The following is a 20,644-nucleotide window of genomic DNA, read 5'->3' as shown; positions in this document are numbered from 1 at the left end:
GTATGCTTGGGCAAGATTCTATGGATCAATGCTTACTGCCTGCTTGCGCAGTTCTTGTCATGATCTGGTCGCAATGTGCAATGGCCAAGGCTGACAATAAGAACACTACGTGAATACCTGTTTGTGCCAGCACTACTGGAGGTTCATAGTTAGCTGCATTGATAAAGGTTTTCAATAAGTGGATGGATGAGATGCCGATGATCGCCATCGCCAGTTTCACCTTGAGTACCGATGCATTGACATGCGAAAGCCACTCCGGCTGATCCGGGTGGCCATCAAGCCCAAGGCGTGAAACGAAGGTTTCATAGCCACCGATAATAACCATGATGAGCAGGTTGGAAATCATGACTACGTCTATCAGGCCAAGCACAACCAGCATGATGGTGGTTTCCGTCAATTTTGTTGGCCTGATGCCGCCACTGGCTACTGCATCAATAATATGTTTCAGGGCTGCTTCGTTGCCCATTGCAGCACCGATCAAATCAACCAGTTCTACCCAGAAGTGGAATACATAAACGCATTGCGCAAGTATCAATCCGAGATAAAGTGGTAGTTGCAGCCAACGGCTGAAGAAAATCAAACTGGCAAGGGGAGAGAGTTTTGCTGAAGTTACTGGTTTGTTCATGTCGGCAATCGTTGGTGAAAGGGGCAATTTTTAATGTTAACCGATATTTTACATGGGCAAAGCCCACTCGGGTAGCGCAGGTAATAAAGGCAGGCGTGTAGTGGTGATGCAATGGTATCTTTGTGGTATCATTTTCTAAAAGAGCAAGCGTAAGGCTTGAGTAAGTCTGCAAGTTTAAGGTTTGCCTTGAGTTTGACTGTCAAAATCTGGCGCAATGTCAGGTTTTTATGGGGCTGTATGAGATATTGGCATGGGTGTTAATCACCTGCCCAGATTCAACAGAAGAGAAGATTTCAATCAAACGATAACAAGCTGGAGATACAAATGTCTGACCTCAACACTGCGCAAACAGAAGCTAAAACAGAATCCCGTGTTTTTTACCCACCGGCAGCATTTGTTGCCAATGCGGCTATCCCTAGCATGGATGCCTATAACGCACTATGCAATGAAGCCGAGCAAGATTATGAGGGCTTCTGGGCGCGCTTAGCCCGTGAAAACCTGCACTGGCATAAAGATTTCAGCACGACGCTGGATGAGTCAACAGCCCCCATGTACAAATGGTTTGAGGACGGTTTGCTGAATGTGTCCTATAACTGCCTGGATGTGAATCTGCAGAATGGCAATGCCGATAAAGTGGCGGTGATTTTTGAAGCAGATGGTGGCGAAATTACCAAGGTGACGTACAAGGATTTGCATGCAAAAGTCTGTCAGTTTGCCAATGGCTTGAAATCTCTCGGCATCAGCAAGGGGGACCGTGTTGTGATTTACATGCCCATGTCCATTGAAGGCGTGGTGGCCATGCAGGCATGCGCGCGCATAGGGGCGACACATTCTGTTGTGTTTGGCGGTTTCTCTGCCAAATCCTTGCAAGAGCGTATCGTTGACGTGGGTGCAGTCGCTGTAATCACGGCCGATGAACAAGTCCGTGGTGGCAAGCATTTACCCTTGAAATCCATTGTTGATGAAGCATTGACCCTGGGTGATTGCGAGAAAGTAAAAAGTGTCGTTATCTATAAACGCACAGGCGGCAATATCAATCTTGCTGATGGGCGCGATATATGGATGCATGATCTGGTAGCGACGCAATCAGCAGTGTGTGAGCCTGAATGGGTTAGTGCCGAGCATCCTTTATTCATACTGTATACATCTGGCTCCACAGGCAAGCCAAAAGGCGTGCAACATTCGTCGGGTGGTTATTTGTTGTGGGCTATCTTGACGATGAAATGGACCTTTGATATCAAACCGGCAGATGTGTTCTGGTGTACTGCAGACATAGGCTGGGTGACTGGTCATACTTATATCACTTACGGTCCACTGGCAGCTGGCGCGACTGAAATTGTGTTTGAAGGTGTGCCCACTTTCCCGAATGCCGGACGTTTCTGGAGCATGATAGAAAAACACAAGGCTACCATTTTCTATACTGCACCAACGGCGATACGCTCACTGATCAAGGCTGCAGATGGCGACGCCAGTATCCATCCAGATAAATTTGATTTATCTTCCTTGCGCTTACTGGGTTCCGTAGGTGAGCCTATCAATCCTGAAGCCTGGATGTGGTACTACAATAATATAGGTCGTGGCAATTGCCCTGTCGTTGATACCTTCTGGCAGACAGAGACAGGTGGTCACATGATGACACCGTTGCCAGCCGCAACGCCTATGGTGCCTGGTTCTTGCACCTTGCCATTGCCAGGCATCATGTCGGCTATTGTCGATGAAACTGGCCATGATTTACCTAATGGGCAGGGCGGTATTCTGGTGGTAAAGCGTCCATGGCCTTCCATGATACGGACGATCTGGGGTGATCCTGAGCGCTTCAAGAAGAGTTACTTCCCTGAAGAGTTCGGTGGCAAGGTCTATCTGGCTGGCGATGGCGCAATACGCAATAAAGATACTGGTTATTTCACTATCACTGGCCGCATTGACGATGTGCTGAACGTATCCGGTCATCGCATGGGCACGATGGAGATTGAATCTGCCCTGGTGGCCAATCCTCTGGTGGCAGAAGCTGCTGTGGTTGGCAAGCCTGATGATACTACCGGAGAAGCGATTTGTGCTTTTGTTGTATTGAAACGCACACGTCCAACTGGTGATGAAGCAAAACAAATTGCGACGGAATTGCGCAACTGGGTAGCAAAAGAAATTGGCCCTATCGCCAAACCAAAAGAAATCCGCTTCGGTGATAATTTGCCCAAGACACGTTCTGGCAAGATCATGCGCCGCTTGTTGCGGGTACTGGCTAAGGGTGAAGAAATTACTCAGGATATTTCAACACTCGAAAACCCAGCTATTCTGGAGCAGTTGAAACAAGCGCAATAAATTGGGTTTAAATCTATAAGTTAAAAAAATGGCGCTGGAGTGCAGCGCCATTTTTGTCATCGCGTCTGGTTAGCGATTGGTGCGGGACATGTGTACGAGGCGTTCAAACAAATGTACGTCTTGTTCATTTTTCAGCAAGGCACCATGCAGGGGAGGGACGATGGCTTTATTGTCCTTGCTGCGCATGGCGTCTACCGGAATATCTTCTGCCAGCAAGAGTTTCAGCCAGTCTATGAATTCAGACGTAGAAGGTTTTTTTTTGAGCCCTGCAACATCGCGGATTTCATAAAAGGTTTGCAGCGCCTGTGCCAGCAAGTCGGACTTCAATTTTGGGAAGTGGACGTCAACAATCTTTTGCATCGTTTCCTTGTCAGGGAATTTGATGTAGTGGAAAAAGCAGCGACGCAAGAAGGCGTCAGGCAATTCTTTCTCATTGTTTGAAGTGATGATCACTAGCGGGCGGTGCCTGGCGCGTACCATTTCGCGGGTTTCATAGACATAAAACTCCATGCGGTCAAGTTCACGCAGCAAGTCATTGGGGAATTCTATGTCTGCTTTATCGATTTCATCGATGAGTAAAACGACTGGCTCATCAGCAGTAAAGGCTTGCCACAACACACCTCTGATAATGTAGTTATGAATGTCTTTGACACGTTCATCACCCAGTTGGGAATCGCGCAGGCGAGAGACTGCATCATATTCATACAGGCCTTGCTGTGCCTTGGTGGTAGATTTGATATGCCATTGCATTAAAGGCATATTCAGGGCGGCAGCAACTTCTTCGGCCAGCATGGTTTTGCCGGTGCCCGGCTCACCCTTGATCAATAGCGGGCGTTGCAGGCTCAGGGCAGCATTGACTGCCAGTTTCAAATCGTCTGTGGCGACATAATTGTCAGCGCCGTCAAAGCGCAAGGTATTTGGAGCTTGGGTCATGGGTATCGGCTCAGCGTGTTTGGTTACATAAAGGTGTAAAGAGTATAAGCGAGAACTGATACTCTTGTGAACGACTGTTCTTTTCACTTGCAATCGAATTCGGAGGACATTAAATTTTGCATTCGCAATTGCATAAATGCAGCTTTTTCACCCCTTGATAGGGGGCTGATGCCAGGTTTTTTGCGCAAATTTGATTGTAATCAGCTAAAATACTGAGTTATATCAAAACGCTATATTTATTGATCTGCCTGCTAATTAATAATCGCTCATATGAAAAAATTGTTTGCACTCCTCGCTTTGGCGAGCTTCGCTCAAGCTGCTACGGCAGCAGATCCAGTTGGCAATCCTAAAGATGCTGCTGAAAAGAAAATCGCGATGTGTATCGGTTGTCACGCTATTCCAGGGTATAAAGCGACTTTTCCTGAGGTATACCAAGTACCCGTGATAGGTGGTCAATCTGCCAAATACATTGAGAGTGCCTTGAAAGCCTATCAAAAAGGTGATCGTAAACATCCTTCCATGCGCGGCATTGCTGGTAGCCTGACAGATCAGGATATTGCAGATCTGGCAGCATACTACTCACAACAAAAATAAGAATAGGATAGCATCATGAAGAAAAATCTGTTGATGGCAACTTTGTTGTCTAGCCTGTCTTTCGCAGCTTATGCTGGAGGTAATATTGATGCGGGTAAAGAGGCTGCAAAGAAATTCAATTGCGCATCTTGTCATGGCGAAAACTACTCCAAACCTTTGGATCCTTCTTATCCAAAGCTGGCTGGTCAGCATGCGGACTATCTTGCCCAGGCTTTGTACGCTTATCAGCGTGGAGCCGATGGCGCTTATGGCCGCTCTAATCCAACCATGGTCACGCAAGCCAAAGCTTTATCAAGCAAAGACATACAAAATATTGCAGCCTACTTGCAAAGTTTGCCAAGTGAGCTTGTGTTGAAGAAATAAACTTTTGCTTGTATGAAAAAGCCACGAATTATCGTGGCTTTTTTTATATCTTCTGTTTCGCTTAATGGGTAAGGAATAGCTATTCGCATTTCTCTAGACGAAAAAAAACCGACCTGAAGGTCGGTTTTTCTTAAGTAATTAAAAATTACTTGGAAGCAGATGCGGAAGCTGCTGCTGGAGCGGAAGCTGCTGCAGATGCTGCAGGAGCTGCGCCAGATGCTGCTGCTGCGTCAGATGCTGCTGCTGGAGCTGGAGCTGCTGCTGGAGCTTCTGCAGGTGCAGATGCTGGAGCTGGAGCCGTTGCAGATGCTGGAGCGGATGCTTCAGGAGCTTTTTTCTCGCCGCAAGCAGCCAGAGTCAATGCCAACAGGGAAACGAGCAAGAGTGATTTTTTCATGTTTGTACTTTCAATAAATAGATCAAAAAAGAAGATCAAAACGTTGCGATGAATAATTACCGGTAATTATCGCTCTATAGGTTAATTCGCGAGCTTCTCGCCAAAACGACATTCGGCCCCTACGAAAGTTTCCTAACCCGGAATTATAATGATTTTTCCATTAATGGAATAGGCATAGATGCATTTTTGCACTCAAATCAGTCATTATTTCTAGCTAAGTAGCTAATTTTAGTGGGGATTTTCAGCTTTTTCTTGAAAATGCGCCATTTACAGAAAGAAAATTTTCTTTCATATTTTAGAAATATGGCGCATTGCAGCATCCCTTAACGTATTTCCAGCCAGCCGTCTTCATACCAGAGGCAAAATGTTTCTAACGCATCTGCGGAAATATTAGCCAAATCAGCGCCGTCGAGTTCTCTTTGATTTGCTAATTTGCTCAGACAGATTTTGTCCTCTTTGCCAACAGCGAATGATTCACCATTGATGAAAATATGTTTTCCTTTGTATAACATCAGGGATTTGCGCGATAGCCTTACGCCATTTTTCAAGGCTGACTGATGGAAGCGTTTAGGTGCCAGCGGTTTTTCCGGTCCACTGAAGAACACACTAGGTTTGGGTTCTGTCAGATGTTCACCCAGGAAAATGAGTATGTCATCATCTGTAAATTGAATCTTGGCAATCTCTTCAGCAACTTGTTCCAGCATTTCATTGCTAATTTCTGCCGGTTTGGCGCTGACTTTCAGGTCTGGATCTGCGTATCTTCCTGGCAAGTCTATCGAGTCCGACATGAAGTGCAGGAAGGATTCACCCAGTTCCTGGTACGAGGGGGCACGAAAACCTATGGAGTAAGTCATGCATTCGCCTATGGCAATGCCATCGTGGGCATATTTAGGCGGCAGGTAAAGCATGTCGCCCGGTTCCAACAAGAATTCTTGCTCTGCCTTGAAGTTGCGCAATATCTTGAGGGGCATGCCATCAATCAGCGTAAGGTCTTTCTGCGCGCCAATGCGCCATTTGCGCTGTCCATGTGCCTGCAGAAGGAACACGTCATAAGAATCAAAATGGGGGCCAACGCCGCCGCCATCGGCCGCAAAGCTGATCATCAGATCGTCAAGCCGGCTGTCAGGTATGAAGCGAAATTGCCTGAGCAAAGCATCTGCCTTGTCATCGTGTAAATTCACACCCTGTACCAGTAGCGTCCAGTCTTTCTTTTCCTTGAAGGGTATGCTTGCTTGTGGGCCAGACTTCATTTCCCAGTGCTTGTTGAAGAAGCTGATCAGCCTGGATTCAACATCGTCACGGCCAGCCATGTCAAATAGCTCAGCTTTTGGGATCAGGGGTTGGAAGCCGGGGATAGCCTGGCGTATCAGCAAAGGCTTCTTGTGCCAGTATTCGCTGAGAAATTCTTCTGCTGTAATGTCGCCCAGCAGGGGCAGGAGAGTGGTATTTTTTTTCATGCCCGCATTATAGGCTGCGGCAAACGACTCGACTAGACAGGTATAATCTCAGTGCAAAATAAATTTTTAAGGAATTGCTATGAAGATAGGCAAAAATTCAGTTGTTACTGCAGTCTATACCTTGAAAGACGCGCAAGATAACCTGATAGAAGAAGGTCAGGAGCCTATGGTGTACCTGCATGGCGGGTACGATAACGTGTTTCCCAAAATAGAAGAAGTCCTGGAAGGCAAGGAAAAGGGCTTTAGCACCATTATCCAGCTCAATCCCGAAGACGCCTTTGGTGATTACGATGCAGCTTTGGTGAAAGTGGAGCCACGCGAACGCTTTCCGTCACCGCTGGAAGTTGGCATGCAATTCGAAGGCATGCCAGAAGAATCGGATGATGAGACTGACGAAGATAACGCGCATATTTTTACAGTCACAGATATTGCCGATGATAAAGTTGTGCTTGACGGCAATCACCCCCTGGCTGGTATCGCCTTGCGTTTTAGCCTGACAGTTGAGGACGTGCGTGCGGCTTCGGAAGAGGAAGTCGCTCATGGTCACGTCCATGGTGCACACGGACATCATCATGATGAAGATGATGAAGATGACGAAGGTATGGGCGATGAATATCGCAGCCATCCTTTACACTAGGTCTGATTTAAAAAATGCCGCTGAATGATCTCCGCGGCATTTTTTCTTTCTGGAACTTGTCTTAATCAGCCCTTGTTTGCCAGGTTCTTCAATTCATATAAGGCAGCTAGCGCTTCTCTGGGCGTCATGCTATCAGGATCCATGGTTTCAAGAGTGTCCAGTAGTTCGGTATTGACGGGATCTGGTTCAATAACTTCTATTTCAGGTGCACCAGCTGCGGAAGAGAATAAATCAAACTGTGGCGTCGATTGTAGCGATTGTGCTTCCAGGTCTGCCAGGTGCTTGCGGGCAGCACGGATAACTACCTGAGGTATTCCCGCAAGTTGTGCCACCTGCAAACCATAACTTTGCGACGCAGGGCCAGCCTGCACTGCGTGCAGGAAGACGATGTTTTCCTTATGTTCTACCGCCGACAAATGCACGTTTTCTGCTGACGGGTGCACTTCAGGCAGTTGCGTCAGTTCAAAATAATGCGTGGCAAACAGGGTATAGCTCTTGGAAACCTGTATCAGGTGCTTGGCAATTGCCCAGGCCAGAGCCAGGCCATCAAATGTGGATGTGCCGCGGCCCACTTCATCCATCAGCACCAGCGAATGGTCGGTAGCGCCATTCAAGATGGCAGCCGACTCTGTCATTTCCACCATAAAAGTAGAGCGGCCACCTGCAAGGTCATCCGCCGCGCCTATGCGCGTGAAGATACGGTCTATTGGTCCTATTGTCACTTCAGTAGCAGGTACATAACTGCCTACATAGGCGAGCAAGGTGATCAGCGCGACCTGGCGCATGAAAGTTGATTTACCACCCATGTTGGGGCCAGTGATCAGCAACAATTTGCGTTCAGCAGAAAAATCGCAATCATTGGCGATGAAGCGTTCTATCTGGTTTTCGACCACCGGATGGCGACCCTGGGCAATATGTAGAGTTGGCTCACCCACCAATTGCGGCGCGCACCAGTTATTCCTGGTTGCATGCTCGGCAAGGCTTACGAGGGTGTCAAGTTGTGCAATTGCATTCGCTACTCTTTGTAATAGCGGAACTTGCGGCAACAGATCTTGCAGCAGGCGCTCATACAGCATTTTTTCCCGCACCAGCGCACGCTCCTGAGCTGACAGCGCTTTGTCCTCAAAGGCTTTCAATTCTGGTGTGATGTAGCGCTCAGCATTTTTCAGGGTCTGGCGACGGCGATAATTGTCCGGTACCTTATCGCTTTGTCCGTTCGTGACCTCTATATAAAAGCCATGTACACGGTTGTATTCTACGCGCAGATTGGCGATGCCCGTACGTTCACGTTCAGAGACTTCGAGATCTATCAGGAATTGCCCTGCATTTTCTGATAGCGCGCGCAATTCATCCAACTCTGCGTCAAAACCAGTCGCAATTACGCCACCATCGCGCACCATGGAGGCGGGTTGTAGCATCAAACCACGTTCTAGCAGATCCAGGCATTCTGTCGGTGTATCCAGATCAGAGAGTACCTTGGTTAGCAGACTGGTTTGATTGTCGGCAATGCATAAGTTCACATAATTGCGCAGGCCAGGCAGATTTTGCAGGCCATCGCGCAGCGCAGACAAGTCACGAGGTCGTGCAGAGTGCAGGGCGATACGCGTTGTAATGCGCTCTATGTCAGGGATGGCCTTTAAAGTGGTTGCCAGGCCATCGGTAGAGTCTGCCTGGATCAGTGCCTTGATTGCATCATGGCGCGACCTGGCAACAGCCTGATCGCGTCGTGCATGATGCAGCCAGTGGCGCAGCAGGCGCGAGCCCATGGCAGTGCGGCAATGATCGAGCAAAGAAAACAGGGTGGGTGATTCTTGCCCGCGCAAAGTCTCAGTCAGCTCCAGATTGCGTCGTGTGGCAGTGTCCAGGCCGATGAACTCATGTTCGCTTTCGACATTTAATGTATTGACATGCTTTAGACCGCGGCCTTGTGTGCTTTCGGCGTAGCGGAGCAATGCGCCTGCAGCACCCAGGGCAGCATTCAGGTTTTCTACGCCAAAGCCTGTCAATGAGGCGGTGCCTAGTTGATCTTGCAAGGCTTTTTGCCCTTGCTTGATATCAAAATGCCAGTCGGGCAATTCAGAAAATTTACCTGGAAGTTGAGCGTAGTGCTCATCCAGCAAAAGCGTGCCAGCGGACAGTAATACTTCAGCGGGGCTGATACGCTCCAGCTCTTGCTGCAGTCGTTGTGGCAGGGATTTTTCATCGGTCGATATTTCCATCAACTTCAGAGCGCCACTGGCCAGTGACAGCCACGCCAAGCCTATGCTGACGGTTTTTCTTTGTTGCAACATACACAATGACAGCAATGGACGTTCAGATTTCTCTGGCAACAAATCGGTATCAGTCAGGGTGCCTGGGGTAATCACGCGCAAGACTTTGCGTTCTACCGGCCCCTTGCTGGTTGCCGGGTCACCTATCTGCTCGCAAATGGCAGCAGATTCACCTATCTTGACCAGTTTGGCCAGATACGGTTCCAGTGAGTGAAAAGGTACGCCAGCCATCTTGATGGGCTCGCCGCCAGAACTGCCGCGCTGAGTAAGGGTGATGCCTAGCAAGCGCGATACTTTTTCGGCATCGCCAAAAAACAGTTCATAGAAATCTCCCATGCGATAAAACACCAGGGTTTCCGGATAGTCTGCCTTTATGCGTAAATATTGCTGCATCATCGGCGTGTGTTGTGTTTCTTTTGCTGTCATAAGGCTTTGATTTTATTCGCTTTGTTTTCTTGCTTTTACTTGCCGAAGAGATGGGATTGGTATCGACGCAGTTCAAATTTGGTGCGCACCATATCATAGACGATTGCCTTGGTCTACGGGTGGCCGGCCTTATTGTTGAAATCAATGACTTACAGGTGGGGCAATTGAGAGATAACACAAAAATCTGTATAAGATATTGTTAAAATAAAAAAATTTGATTGTGGCAATATCTTCCTTAATTTCGAGAGGGCACCAGCTGATGACGAATGAGTTTATGTATGGGCAAAGCACTGCCCTGATTGTTTTTCTGCTTCTGGCCGGTATGTTGATTGCCAACGAGCTTGCATATAGAAATGGCGTGCGCAAACAAGCGCTGGCGAATGATGCTGCTAAGTCGCAGATCAATACTTTGCAGGCTTCCATGTTGGGCTTGCTTGCTTTGCTGTTGAGTTTTGCCTTTTCTCTGGCGCTGCAAAGATTTGATGAGCGCAATCAATCGGTAGTGAGTGAAGCGAATGCAATTGGCACCACCTATTTGCGCACCCAGTTGTTACCCGCGAGCATACGCGAGCAGGCGCAGACCATGTTGAAGCTGTACATAGACCTACGAGTAGAGGAAGGGCAGGTTAGTCTGGCAGATGTAGAAAAACGTGATGCCTTAATAAAAAAATCTAGCCAAATCTCGGATCAGTTGTGGGCGCTCGCCATGAAGTCAGTCGAGCTTGATAAGAGTGCTGTGACCACTGGCATGTTTGTACAGTCGTTGAATGACACTATCGATGCATTTGGTAAAAGGGATGCGGGCTTGCAAAGACATGTGCCTGAGACAGTTGTGTTGCTTTTGCTGATTACAATCATCATTACAGCTGCGACGATAGGCTATGCCTCTGGTCTGACTGGGCAAAGGGCTGCCTTTGCGACCTTGGCATTACAAATACTGATTAGCATGGCTGTATTCTTGACAATAGACCTTGACCGCCCTCGACGAGGTTTTATACAAGTTAGCCAGACGAGTATGCTGAGTTTGCAGCAGGCGATTCATGCAACGAATAAATGAATATTTGTAAAACACTAAGGGCCAGAATGGCACTTAGTGTTTTTAATCTGCTTAAACGCGGATGTTAACCGTTGCCACGGCTACCAGACCTGCGCGGAGCAGATTGTTTTACTGCTGGCCTTGGGCCCGCCGGACGTGGTTTGGCACCCTGCGGTGCAGCAGCTTTGCCTGGCGTGCGAGCTTGCTGGTTGCGGCCATCACCAGATGGGCGTTGGCCTCGGCCTGATGGCTGACTTCTGCCGCCTCCGCCACCACGGTGATCAAAGCTGCGCAACTGAATAGGCTCTGCCTTTGCATGTGGGTCGGGGATGAAGCCATCGATGATCTCTTGCGGAATTTGACGTTTGATGAGCTTTTCTATGTCGGCCAGCAACTTGAATTCATCAACGCACACCAGGGAGACCGCTTCGCCAGTGGCGCCAGCGCGGCCCGTGCGTCCAATGCGATGCACATAATCTTCCGGCACGTTCGGTAAATCATAGTTGACGACGTGAGGCAATTGGTCAATGTCAATACCGCGGGCAGCGATGTCGGTCGCAACCAGTACAGTCAGGCTGGCATCCTTGAATTCAGCCAAAGCCTTTGTCCGTGCAGATTGGCTCTTGTTGCCGTGAATGGCCATGGCAGCAATGCCATCTTTGCCCAATTGTTCTACCAATTTGTTGGCGCCATGCTTAGTGCGGGTAAATACCAGCACTTGTGACCATTGATGGGTCTTGATCAGATGCGCCAGCAAAGGATGTTTTTTGTCACGGTCAACCGGATGCACTTTTTGTGCAATGATTTCTACGGTGGAATTGCGACGTGCAACTTCTATCATCGCCGGGTTATCAAGCAGGCGGTCGGCCAGGGTTTTGATTTCGTCAGAGAAGGTGGCAGAGAACAGCAAATTTTGTCGTTTGGCTGGCAAGATCGCCAGCACTTTTTTGATGTCGTGGATAAAGCCCATGTCTAGCATGCGGTCGGCTTCATCCAAAACCAGGATTTCAATGTTGCGCAGGTCTATCGTGCCTTGCTGATGATGGTCTAGCAAACGGCCAGGTGTTGCTACCAAAATATCGACACCTTGCTTCAATAACTTGATTTGTGGATTGATGCCCACGCCACCAAAAATCACGCCAGAATTCAGTGGCACATATTTGCCGTAAGTATTGACACTTTCTTCTACCTGGGCTGCAAGTTCGCGTGTAGGTGTCAATACCAGGGCGCGGATAGGGCGTCTGCTGGTTTTATCTTTTGGTGCATTGGCTGAAGTTGATAGTCGTTGCAAGATAGGCAGGGTAAAGCCGGCGGTTTTGCCAGTGCCGGTTTGCGCGCCAGCTAGCAGGTCGCCGCCTTTGATGACAGCAGGAATAGCTTGCAGCTGTATCGGGGTTGGAGAGGTGTAGCCTTGTTCCGTTACTGCGCGAACAATGTTCTCGGATAAGCCGAGTTCGTTGAATGATGCCATGTGGTTTTACTGTATTTCTTTATGATCGGGCTGATTTGCATCAGCCCGAAGAGAGAGGCGCCCCGGTCAAATAATCGGAGCGTGAGAATTTACTTTTTTGCGGAAAACGGCTGTAATGCATTGACCATCTGGGCAAATACTTTTGGTGTGCCAGCCAACACATCACCTTTATGCAGGTAGTCAGAATCACCGGAGAAGTTACCAACGATACCGCCAGCTTCAGTAATAACGAGTGAGCCTGCAGCGATGTCCCAGGGAGCCAGGCCTTTTTCAAAGAAGCCATCAAGGCGACCACTTGCTACATAAGCCAGATCCAGTGCAGCAGAGCCTGGCCTTCTCAAGCCCTGGCATTTAGTAGTCATGACTTTGAACATCGCCAGGTATTCATCCAGACCAGACAGATCACGGGATGGGAAGCCCGTACCGATCAAAGCATCAGCCAGTTTGTCGCAACGGGTAACGCGGATACGCTTGTCATTCAGAAATGCACCAGCGCCTTTGCTGGCCGTGAACATTTCATTGCGCGTAGGATCGTAAATGACAGCTTGTGTAATCACGCCTCGCTGTTGCAGTGCGATGGACACACAATATTGTGGGAAGCCGTGGATGAAGTTGGTCGTGCCATCGAGTGGATCAATGATCCATACATTATCATTTTCGTCGTGCAAGTTAGCGGAAGCGCCTGATTCTTCAGCAAGAATGGCATGATCAGGATAGGCAGAAGTCAACACTTCAATGATGGCAGCTTCGGCAGCGTGATCGACTTCGGTCACGAAATCATTGAATTGTTTTTCTGTGACTTGGACACGGTCAAGGTCAAAAGATGCGCGATTGATAATGGTCGCGCCACGACGAGCAGCTTTTACTGCCGTATTCAGCATTGGGTGCATAAGGTTTCCGATAAAATGACAGCATGCAAACAACTATCCATAGAAAAGGATGCTGTCACGATGCTAGACAAAAATGATAAAGAGCGTGCGCAATTTACGTCCGGCAGCGATCCGTCTGGTTGATAATATGCACAACCAATACGTATAACCAAAACGACAACCGAATAAGAAATTAACGCGTGATACCTCTATTTTAAATGAACTTGCCTAAAACCGACACATCTCTTTTTCAGCGCATGCGCTTCATTCTGGTTGAAACTAGTCATCCAGGCAACATAGGCTCTGCTGCCCGGGCCATTAAAACCATGGGTTTTAGTGAACTGATCCTCGTAAAGCCGCGTTTTGCAGATGCATTGAAAAATCCAGAAGCAATTGCACTTGCCAGTGGCGCGCAAGATATACTCGACAATGCCCGCATCGTTGATCACATTGACGATGCATTGCAAGGGTGTGAATATGTGGCAGCAGTCAGCGCCAGATTGCGGGAGTTTTCACCCCCAATTCTCAGTCCCAGAGTATTTGCTGAAACCATGGTGCAAAGTCAGCATGCAAAAATAGGACTGATTTTTGGTAATGAACGGTTTGGGTTGCCAAATGACATTGTCATGAATTGCCATGCCTTAATCAATATCCCGGCTAATCCCGCTTATTCTTCATTGAATCTGGCGCAAGCTATACAACTCTTGTCCTATGAATGTCGTATGGCAATCGATACAGGCGAATTATTCTCAGGTAATATTGGTTTTCAAGGGCAATTGGCGGCAGTGGATGAAATAGACGGCATGTATAAGCATCTGGAGCAGGCGCTAGTTGCGATCGAGTTTCTGCATCCTGACAATCCCAAAAAACTGATGCCACGTCTGAAGCGCATGTTGTCACGGACGCAATTGGAAGTTGAGGAGGTAAATATTTTGCGTGGCATTGCAAGAAAAATACTAGACACTGCCAAGAAATAAATAACGCAGGAATAAAGCAGTCAAATTTCTGCTGAAACAAAGCATCAGCGGCTCAGTTTGTGTCTTTTTGACCAATTCAATAAACAGGATAGTCCGGGCTTTAGTATTGATCTTTTTGTAGTTTTCCTTCAAATTGATCGAAAATACATTAAGAGTTCGCCTTATTCCTAGGGAGTTGGGCGCTTGATTATGTTGTTGTAAATGATAAAAATGTTGAAATCAACAAACATTCTTACCATTGTTTGCGTTTTACAATTAGTTACGCCTTCAAGGATTGTTATAAAGCCAGTAAGATTGCAGTTAATATACATTCAGGAATAGCAATTGATTTTCTGGAGTAACGCATTTTCTTTCTGAGGTCATTATTATTTTTGTCCCATTCCGCCGATCGACGATATATCTGCTTTGCCTTGGTGCACTAGCATCTGGAGCAGCAGGGGATGCTTTTGCATTAGGGTTCAGCAATTTAACCGTACAATCTGCTTTGGGGCAGCAATTGCGTGCTCAGCTGGAATTGACTGGCAATGATGCGGCAGAGATTGAACAATCCTGCTTCAAGGCCAAGGTAGAAAGCCCAGATGGCAATTTGTTGGCTCCCGTAAATGTCACTCTGATTCAAAAGGGGAGCGCCCGCTTCCTGACTTTGGTGACGAGGAAAGACCTCTTGGAACCCGCCGTCAAGATCCTGGTGGACATGGGGTGTGAAATTCAATTGCATCGCGAGTTCCTGATTTTGCTTGATCCGCCTCAATTCGCGCCGACCTTGCCCGCTAGCGTTTCCAGTGCACCAAAAGTGGCTTCAGGCAATGAAGAGGCTATGTCGACAGGGCTGCAGGGCGTACAAATTTCACAAGCCTTAGAAAAAAATGGCCGCAGGAAGACCCGGCGTAATCCTGACGCGGGTGAAGTTGTTGCTGCTGAAGTGCCAATCACGAAAAAAAAGCTATCCAGACAAACCGAAAATAAAATCACTCCCCCACAGCAAATTGTTGAACAAAGGGATACGCTAAAGCTATCGGATGATCTGCCTATTTTGTCGCAAGGCTTGCGTCTTAGTGATCAGCTTTCTCTCGGTGGGGCACAATCCAATATTGAAGATTTGCGGGCAGCGCAAGCACAGCTTGCGGCCATGTTGCGGGATGAAAAACCCAATCAGATGCCTGTGGAAAAATTGCAAGGTGAGCAGCAGAAAATTCTCGGTTTGCAGCAAGAAGCGCAACAGCTTAAACGCCAGAGTCAGTTGGATAAGGTCGCTTTGGAAGAGGCCAGGGAAAACAGTTTTTCGCGAAATTGGGTGATTGGTTTAAGTGCATTCATCTTTGCTGGATTGGCTATCATCGCCTTTCTTTTGCTTTACGTCAGCCGCATGCGCAAAGAATTGGCTGCAAGCTGGTGGCAACAGAAAGAGCCAGTATCAGAGCCCGAGCCTAAAAAGAATATAGAAGAAATCGTTGACAGCATACAAGCATCTTATGGCCCGACAACGACAAGTGCCTTGTATCATGTGGGTGATGATGAGGAAGATAAGGCTGGAACCAGCAGGCCGGTAACTGCCCCGGTAAGAAAAGCTGGATCGGCTGCCAATCTTGGTAAACTTGAGACACCATCAATATTTAGCAAGGCCTATGTCCCGACTCTGGAAGACAGCAATAGCAGTACTTTTAACTTCTTTTCCAGTAAGGGCCAGTCGTCGGTTAAGGTAGAAGAGATATCTGATGTGACCCAAGAGGCAGAATTCTGGATTTCTGTCAATGATCCACAGAGAGCAATAGAAATCCTTGAGCCGCAGGCCGAAATAGACCATCCAGAGTCGCCAGTCCCATGGCTGTATTTGCTCGACTTATATCGGGTAACTTCTAGTAAGGAAAAATATGATGCCTTGCGCGATCGCTTCATCGTTTTTTTCAATGCAAATATCCCAGAGTATGAAACAGATCCTGCAACACTGCCGAGCAGGCAACTGGAAGATTTTGAACATTTGATGAACCGTATTTGCCAGATGTGGAGTAGTAACGACATCCTGCCCTTCCTTGAAAGCCTATTGGTGGACGACCGGGATGGCAAACGCATGGGTTTCGAGTTGCCAGTATATCGTGACATTCTGCTGCTCATTTCTGTCGCCAATGAGCTAGAGAAATCACCAGCATTACCAGGCATGGAAAGAAATCGGGGATGGAACAACGTTTCAGACTTGCCGGTAGAAGAAGAGGTTCTTGCGACCAAGGAAAACAGTAGTGAGTCGAATTTGATTAATTTTGAGACTATCGAGTTTCACAGGGAAAAATAGTCCGAACAGTTGCGTTTGAAGAGTGTCAGTCAGCAGGTTCAAAAAAGTAGGATTGCAGCAAATTATTTAAAATAGGTTAGGGACATATGATCAAACTTTGCGGTTTTGCTATCAGTAATTACTACAATAAAGTGAAATTGGCTCTATTGGAAAAGGCCATTCCTTTTGAGGAAGAGTTAATCTGGACAGCTAAGTCCCCAGATCAATTATTGCATTCGCCAATGGGTAAAATACCTTTTATTGTGACTGAGCATGGCTCTTTATGTGAATCTCAGGTTATCGTCGAATATCTTGAAAGCCGTTTTCCTGCACATCCTTTGATGCCGGCTGACCCATTTGCCGCTGCCAAATTACGCGAATTAATCGCTTTCATGGAGTTGCACCTGGAATTACCCGCCCGTGAATTGTATGCAGAGGCCTTCTTTGGCGGCAAAGTTACAGATGAAGTCAAGGCCAAAGTGGAAAAACAGCTAGGCCGTAGTATTCCCGCGTTTGCGAGCCTGGCAAAATTTGATCCATTTGTTGGCGGTAAAGAATTCACTTTGGCTGATTGCGCTGCAGTTGTGCATTTTCCTTTGGTGTCGATGGCGACCAAGATTATTTATGGCAGGGATTTTCTGGCAGAATTGCCTACCCGCGAATATGTCAAACAGATTTCTGAACGCCCAAGCATGCAAAAAGTCAATGCAGACCGTAAGGCAAATCAGGAATTGATGGCAAACCGCGCAAAATAGTCAAAGCTGCTGGCGCAACAAACAAAAGCATTGCACCAGCCGCTTGTGTTTATACAGCCCTGCGCATTTTTTGTACCGTATAAGTTTTGGCTTGCGTAGGCGGATCAACCAGCTTGACAATGGCAAAGGTGCAATTATCACCGCGACCGCTTGCGCGGTCTCTGGCTTTTCTTATCAAAAATTCTGAAGCCTGGCGTGGGCTGTTGGCAGCAACGGCTGCTGATAACTCATGATCTTCAAAGTAATGCCAGAGGCCATCTGAACATAATAAAAAGCTGTCATGCGCCTTCAATGGGGCATGTTCACCAAAGGTAATGTAAGGTGCAGCAGTGCTAGAGCCAAGTACATTGACCAGAATATTCGATAATCTGTGGGTTTTAGCTTCTTCTGCCGTAATTTTGCCTTCATCCACCAATTTTTCTACATAAGAATGATCTTTGGTTTTTTCGGCATAATTAGGGCCATCAAAGCGATAAAGGCGCGAGTCCCCAACATAAGCCCAAATGGCCTCCTGTTGCGGTGTAATAACTAATGCGACTACGGTACTATGTGGTTCTTTCTCAGATGAAACACCAGACAATTTAATGACGGTGTGTGCTTCATTGACGATATTTTCCAATAGGCTGCGAACATTATTTCCTGGGTAAAATTCATCAAATAATTGTTTTGCCGTGCGAACGACTTGCTCGGCGGCAAGTGCGCCACCGCTTTTTCCGCCCATGCCATCAGCAATGACTGCCATGACATAACCTGGCGCATGTGGTGCCGCAAAAAGTGCTGTGCGGTCTTGTTGTTCCTGCCGGTCACCGATATGTTGTCCGGTTCCTGCTTCGATCTTATATTGGCTCATACGTCTTGGTAGATTAAACTAACGGGATTAACCCAAAAATGGTCTTTCCTTAATTAAACTTTATTTTACTGCAACCAGAAGACTATGAGCCACCCAGAACAAATACTACAACGCATTATCGAGCTCGAGGTAGAACATAGAGACCTGGATGTGGTAATTGAGACCCTGATTAAAGATCCCTGCCACGATGAACTGCAACTGCGTCGCCTGAAAAAAAGAAAACTGCAGTTAAAAGATCATATTACTTTGTTAAGAATGCAGCTGACGCCAGATGTCCCTGCATGATTATCCACTTTTCCACGTCTTTGTAGTTAGTTTCTGATTGCCTCATTTTGACTGAATCACTCGCCACACCGAATGCAATTGGCATTCATGATGCTGAAGTAGAACATATTTTTGGCTTGACCGGACCATTGAGTGCCTCGGTGAAAGGCTATCGCCCGCGTCAGGCACAGACAGAGATGGCAAAAGCCATTGCCGATGCCATCGCCGGGCAAACAACCCTGCTGGCAGAGGCAGGCACAGGCACGGGAAAAACCTATGCTTATCTGACCCCGGCATTGCTGTGGGGTGGCAAGGTCATCGTTTCTACAGGAACCAAAAATCTGCAAGATCAGTTGTTTCTGCGCGATATACCAACCATACGTAAAGTATTGAAGGCTCCAGTATCCATAGCCTTGCTGAAGGGCAGGGCAAATTATCTTTGCCACTACCATCTGGAAAGAACCATACAAAACGGCAGGCTCAGTTCGCGTGAAGATGTTGGCTATTTGCGTGATATAGGTCGTTTCATTAAAACAACAATGACTGGCGACAAGGCAGAGTTGGCGCGCGTGCCGGAAAACGCCTCAGTCTGGAGCCTGGTGACTTCGACCAAGGATACCTGCATGGGGTCAGAGTGCCAGTATTATCAAGACTGCTTTGTCATGAAAGCACGCAAGGAAGCGCAACAGGCAGATGTGGTCGTGGTCAATCACCACTTGTTTTTTGCTGATGTGGCCCTGAAAGATACGGGCATTGCAGAGCTGTTGCCGTCTGCAAATACAGTCATCTTTGATGAAGCGCATCAATTGCCGGAAACGGCCACCCTGTTTTTTGGCGAAACGGTCTCGACTTCGCAAGTGCTGGAGCTTTGCCGTGATGTGTTGGCAGAAGGTTTGTCACATGCACGTGACGGGGCAGAGTGGGCCAAGCTGGTAGCTCCTGTAGAGCGTGCAGCGCGCGATTTGCGCCTGGCTTTTCCGCAAGACATCGTACGCTATTCCATAGACCAGATCGCACCTTCCAGCCCCTTCTTTGAAGCGCTGGAAACCTTGAAATCCACGATGGATGAGATGATTGCGGTGCTGGAAAAGCAGGCAGAGCGCGCTGAAACATTGGAACAATGCAGGGCACGTTCCATTTTGCTGGCGGAGCAATATGAAAAATGGAATGCCGCAGATGATGGAAAATCTGGCGATTATGTTTTGTGGGTAGAGGCTTTTTCCACTTCTCTGCAATTGCACCGCACACCTTTGTCAATAGCTCCCATATTTAACAAGCAGCGTGAAGGCGTGCCGCGTACCTGGATTTTCACTTCAGCCACCATGGCGGTCAAGAATGACTTCAGCCACTATGTCTCGCAAATGGGTTTGTGGGATCAGCCAGCCCGCACCTGGCCTAGTCCCTTTAATTATCAGGAGCAGGGCTTCTTGTATGTACCAAATGGCATGCCACAGCCTAACTCCTACGAATACATGGATGCGGTAATCGATGCAGCATTGCCCGTCATAGAGGCTGCCGGTGGCAAGACTTTCTTGTTGTGTACCACCTTGAAAGCAGTGAAACACAGCGCCGAGCGTTTGCGGGATGAGTTTCAAAAACGTGGCCTGGATTTCCCTTTATTCATTCATGGTGATGCAGGGCGAACTGAATTGCTTGATCGATTCCGTGCGGCGGGCAATGGTGTCCTTATCGGCAGTCAAAGTTTTTGGGAGGGGGTGGATGTGCGTGGCGATGCCTTGTCTCTGGTGATTATCGATAAACTGCCTTTCGCACCACCTGATGACCCTGTCTTGTCTGCCCGAATTGCGGCAATGGAGAAAAAAGGCCTGAATGGCTTCGTTCATCATCAATTGCCGGAAGCGATTATCAACCTTAAGCAAGGTGCAGGTCGCTTGATTCGTGACGAGGGTGATAAAGGAGTATTGATGATTTGCGATCCAAGGCTGATCTCAAAACCTTATGGCAAGCGCATCTGGCAAAGCTTGCCAAGTTTCGCACGTACCAGGGAATTGGCAGAAGTGCAGGCATTTTTCAAGAAAATCAAAAATCCCGGTTAAACAAGAATTGCGCAACACATTTGAGAAACCTGCTGCACCGAGGTAAAAAGGCAGCACTGAAAACAGTGCTGCCTTTTG

18 protein-coding genes are annotated in these 20,644 nt (G+C 47.7%); 11 read left to right on the top strand and 7 right to left on the bottom strand.

The window, feature by feature from the left end; all coding sequences use genetic code 11:
• Positions 1 to 25: 25 nt before the first annotated feature.
• Positions 26 to 625, bottom strand: coding sequence for a TIGR00645 family protein (locus tag Q8K39_RS11235; protein WP_305260171.1), 600 nt, complete (start codon positions 623 to 625; stop codon positions 26 to 28).
• 324 nt (positions 626 to 949) lie between these two features.
• Between Q8K39_RS11235 and acs the strand changes: the two genes are divergently transcribed.
• Positions 950 to 2,944 carry an acetate--CoA ligase gene (gene acs / locus Q8K39_RS11230; protein ID WP_305260169.1) on the top strand — a complete coding sequence of 665 codons (1,995 nt, stop codon included), beginning with the start codon at positions 950 to 952 and terminating at the stop codon, positions 2,942 to 2,944.
• Positions 2,945 to 3,013: 69 nt separating this feature from the next.
• Here the strand turns inward: acs and Q8K39_RS11225 are convergent, their stop codons facing one another.
• Positions 3,014 to 3,877: a MoxR family ATPase gene (locus Q8K39_RS11225; RefSeq protein ID WP_305260167.1), complete on the bottom strand. Its 864-nt coding sequence runs from the start codon at positions 3,875 to 3,877 to the stop codon at positions 3,014 to 3,016.
• A 270-nt stretch (positions 3,878 to 4,147) separates the two neighbouring features.
• On the opposite strand from Q8K39_RS11225, the gene Q8K39_RS11220 reads away from it, so the two are divergent.
• The 3 genes from Q8K39_RS11220 (at position 4,148) to Q8K39_RS11210 (ending at position 5,248) form a co-directional block, all read left to right on the top strand.
• On the top strand, positions 4,148 to 4,471 hold the full coding sequence (locus Q8K39_RS11220) for a cytochrome c (protein WP_305260166.1): 324 nt from the start codon (positions 4,148 to 4,150) through the stop codon (positions 4,469 to 4,471).
• Positions 4,472 to 4,486: 15 nt separating this feature from the next.
• Complete coding sequence (locus Q8K39_RS11215; RefSeq protein ID WP_186951265.1) at positions 4,487 to 4,834, top strand: cytochrome c; 348 nt, start codon at positions 4,487 to 4,489, stop codon at positions 4,832 to 4,834.
• A 159-nt stretch (positions 4,835 to 4,993) separates the two neighbouring features.
• Positions 4,994 to 5,248, top strand: coding sequence for a hypothetical protein (locus Q8K39_RS11210; RefSeq protein ID WP_305260165.1), 255 nt, complete (start codon positions 4,994 to 4,996; stop codon positions 5,246 to 5,248).
• A 306-nt stretch (positions 5,249 to 5,554) separates the two neighbouring features.
• Here Q8K39_RS11210 and Q8K39_RS11205 read toward each other — a convergent pair whose 3' ends face one another.
• Positions 5,555 to 6,688, bottom strand: coding sequence for a cupin domain-containing protein (locus Q8K39_RS11205; protein ID WP_305260163.1), 1,134 nt, complete (start codon positions 6,686 to 6,688; stop codon positions 5,555 to 5,557).
• 79 nt (positions 6,689 to 6,767) lie between these two features.
• Between Q8K39_RS11205 and Q8K39_RS11200 the strand changes: the two genes are divergently transcribed.
• Positions 6,768 to 7,325, top strand: a complete 558-nt coding sequence (locus tag Q8K39_RS11200; protein ID WP_305260161.1) for a peptidylprolyl isomerase — start codon at positions 6,768 to 6,770, stop codon at positions 7,323 to 7,325.
• A gap of 65 nt (positions 7,326 to 7,390) precedes the next feature.
• Here Q8K39_RS11200 and mutS read toward each other — a convergent pair whose 3' ends face one another.
• On the bottom strand, positions 7,391 to 10,021 hold the full coding sequence (gene mutS / locus Q8K39_RS11195) for a DNA mismatch repair protein MutS (protein ID WP_305260159.1): 2,631 nt from the start codon (positions 10,019 to 10,021) through the stop codon (positions 7,391 to 7,393).
• Positions 10,022 to 10,280: 259 nt separating this feature from the next.
• On the opposite strand from mutS, the gene Q8K39_RS11190 reads away from it, so the two are divergent.
• Positions 10,281 to 11,078 (top strand): hypothetical protein, encoded by a 798-nt coding sequence (locus tag Q8K39_RS11190; RefSeq protein ID WP_305260157.1) that lies wholly within the window; start codon positions 10,281 to 10,283, stop codon positions 11,076 to 11,078.
• Positions 11,079 to 11,142: 64 nt separating this feature from the next.
• Here Q8K39_RS11190 and Q8K39_RS11185 read toward each other — a convergent pair whose 3' ends face one another.
• Both Q8K39_RS11185 and Q8K39_RS11180 read right to left on the bottom strand, forming a co-directional pair.
• Positions 11,143 to 12,528: a DEAD/DEAH box helicase gene (locus Q8K39_RS11185; protein ID WP_305260156.1), complete on the bottom strand. Its 1,386-nt coding sequence runs from the start codon at positions 12,526 to 12,528 to the stop codon at positions 11,143 to 11,145.
• 89 nt (positions 12,529 to 12,617) lie between these two features.
• Complete coding sequence (locus Q8K39_RS11180; RefSeq protein ID WP_186951982.1) at positions 12,618 to 13,409, bottom strand: inositol monophosphatase family protein; 792 nt, start codon at positions 13,407 to 13,409, stop codon at positions 12,618 to 12,620.
• 206 nt (positions 13,410 to 13,615) lie between these two features.
• Here Q8K39_RS11180 and Q8K39_RS11175 point away from each other — a divergent pair, with 206 nt between their 5' ends.
• From Q8K39_RS11175 to Q8K39_RS11165, 3 genes are all read left to right on the top strand, one after another.
• Positions 13,616 to 14,374: an RNA methyltransferase gene (locus Q8K39_RS11175; protein ID WP_305260155.1), complete on the top strand. Its 759-nt coding sequence runs from the start codon at positions 13,616 to 13,618 to the stop codon at positions 14,372 to 14,374.
• Positions 14,375 to 14,870: 496 nt separating this feature from the next.
• On the top strand, positions 14,871 to 16,661 hold the full coding sequence (locus Q8K39_RS11170; protein ID WP_305260154.1) for a FimV family protein: 1,791 nt from the start codon (positions 14,871 to 14,873) through the stop codon (positions 16,659 to 16,661).
• 86 nt (positions 16,662 to 16,747) lie between these two features.
• Positions 16,748 to 17,395, top strand: a complete 648-nt coding sequence (locus tag Q8K39_RS11165; protein WP_186951274.1) for a glutathione S-transferase — start codon at positions 16,748 to 16,750, stop codon at positions 17,393 to 17,395.
• A gap of 49 nt (positions 17,396 to 17,444) precedes the next feature.
• On the opposite strand, the gene Q8K39_RS11160 is transcribed toward Q8K39_RS11165, so the two are convergent.
• Complete coding sequence (locus Q8K39_RS11160; protein ID WP_186951275.1) at positions 17,445 to 18,245, bottom strand: PP2C family serine/threonine-protein phosphatase; 801 nt, start codon at positions 18,243 to 18,245, stop codon at positions 17,445 to 17,447.
• An 84-nt stretch (positions 18,246 to 18,329) separates the two neighbouring features.
• On the opposite strand from Q8K39_RS11160, the gene Q8K39_RS11155 reads away from it, so the two are divergent.
• Positions 18,330 to 18,530 (top strand): YdcH family protein, encoded by a 201-nt coding sequence (locus Q8K39_RS11155; RefSeq protein WP_110253319.1) that lies wholly within the window; start codon positions 18,330 to 18,332, stop codon positions 18,528 to 18,530.
• Between the two features lie 44 nt (positions 18,531 to 18,574).
• The gene (locus tag Q8K39_RS11150; protein WP_370868593.1) at positions 18,575 to 20,566 is read left to right on the top strand and encodes an ATP-dependent DNA helicase; all 1,992 of its coding nucleotides are present in this window, start codon (positions 18,575 to 18,577) and stop codon (positions 20,564 to 20,566) included.
• Positions 20,567 to 20,644: the final 78 nt, after the last annotated feature.

It is taken from the genome of Undibacterium sp. (assembly GCF_030683615.1).
GTDB classification, from domain to species: domain Bacteria; phylum Pseudomonadota; class Gammaproteobacteria; order Burkholderiales; family Burkholderiaceae_D; genus Undibacterium; species Undibacterium umbellatum.
Note: the sequence above shows the minus strand (reverse complement) of the source record. Positions and strands in the feature narration are given on the sequence as shown.

Excerpts from the sequence above, each read along its gene's own strand:
- Q8K39_RS11185 (WP_305260156.1), bottom strand. The coding sequence starts at position 12,528 with ATGGCATCATTCAACGAACTCGGCTTATCCGAGAACATTGTTCGCGCA.
- Q8K39_RS11220 (WP_305260166.1), top strand. The coding sequence starts at position 4,148 with ATGAAAAAATTGTTTGCACTCCTCGCTTTGGCGAGCTTCGCTCAAGCT.
- Q8K39_RS11160 (WP_186951275.1), bottom strand. The coding sequence starts at position 18,245 with ATGAGCCAATATAAGATCGAAGCAGGAACCGGACAACATATCGGTGAC.
- Q8K39_RS11175 (WP_305260155.1), top strand. The coding sequence starts at position 13,616 with ATGAACTTGCCTAAAACCGACACATCTCTTTTTCAGCGCATGCGCTTC.
- Q8K39_RS11215 (WP_186951265.1), top strand. The coding sequence starts at position 4,487 with ATGAAGAAAAATCTGTTGATGGCAACTTTGTTGTCTAGCCTGTCTTTC.
- Q8K39_RS11155 (WP_110253319.1), top strand. The coding sequence starts at position 18,330 with ATGAGCCACCCAGAACAAATACTACAACGCATTATCGAGCTCGAGGTA.
- Q8K39_RS11180 (WP_186951982.1), bottom strand. The coding sequence starts at position 13,409 with ATGCTGAATACGGCAGTAAAAGCTGCTCGTCGTGGCGCGACCATTATC.
- Q8K39_RS11190 (WP_305260157.1), top strand. The coding sequence starts at position 10,281 with ATGACGAATGAGTTTATGTATGGGCAAAGCACTGCCCTGATTGTTTTT.
- Q8K39_RS11225 (WP_305260167.1), bottom strand. The coding sequence starts at position 3,877 with ATGACCCAAGCTCCAAATACCTTGCGCTTTGACGGCGCTGACAATTAT.
- acs (WP_305260169.1), top strand. The coding sequence starts at position 950 with ATGTCTGACCTCAACACTGCGCAAACAGAAGCTAAAACAGAATCCCGT.
- Q8K39_RS11210 (WP_305260165.1), top strand. The coding sequence starts at position 4,994 with ATGCGGAAGCTGCTGCTGGAGCGGAAGCTGCTGCAGATGCTGCAGGAG.
- Q8K39_RS11205 (WP_305260163.1), bottom strand. The coding sequence starts at position 6,688 with ATGAAAAAAAATACCACTCTCCTGCCCCTGCTGGGCGACATTACAGCA.
- mutS (WP_305260159.1), bottom strand. The coding sequence starts at position 10,021 with ATGACAGCAAAAGAAACACAACACACGCCGATGATGCAGCAATATTTA.
- Q8K39_RS11165 (WP_186951274.1), top strand. The coding sequence starts at position 16,748 with ATGATCAAACTTTGCGGTTTTGCTATCAGTAATTACTACAATAAAGTG.
- Q8K39_RS11200 (WP_305260161.1), top strand. The coding sequence starts at position 6,768 with ATGAAGATAGGCAAAAATTCAGTTGTTACTGCAGTCTATACCTTGAAA.
- Q8K39_RS11235 (WP_305260171.1), bottom strand. The coding sequence starts at position 625 with ATGAACAAACCAGTAACTTCAGCAAAACTCTCTCCCCTTGCCAGTTTG.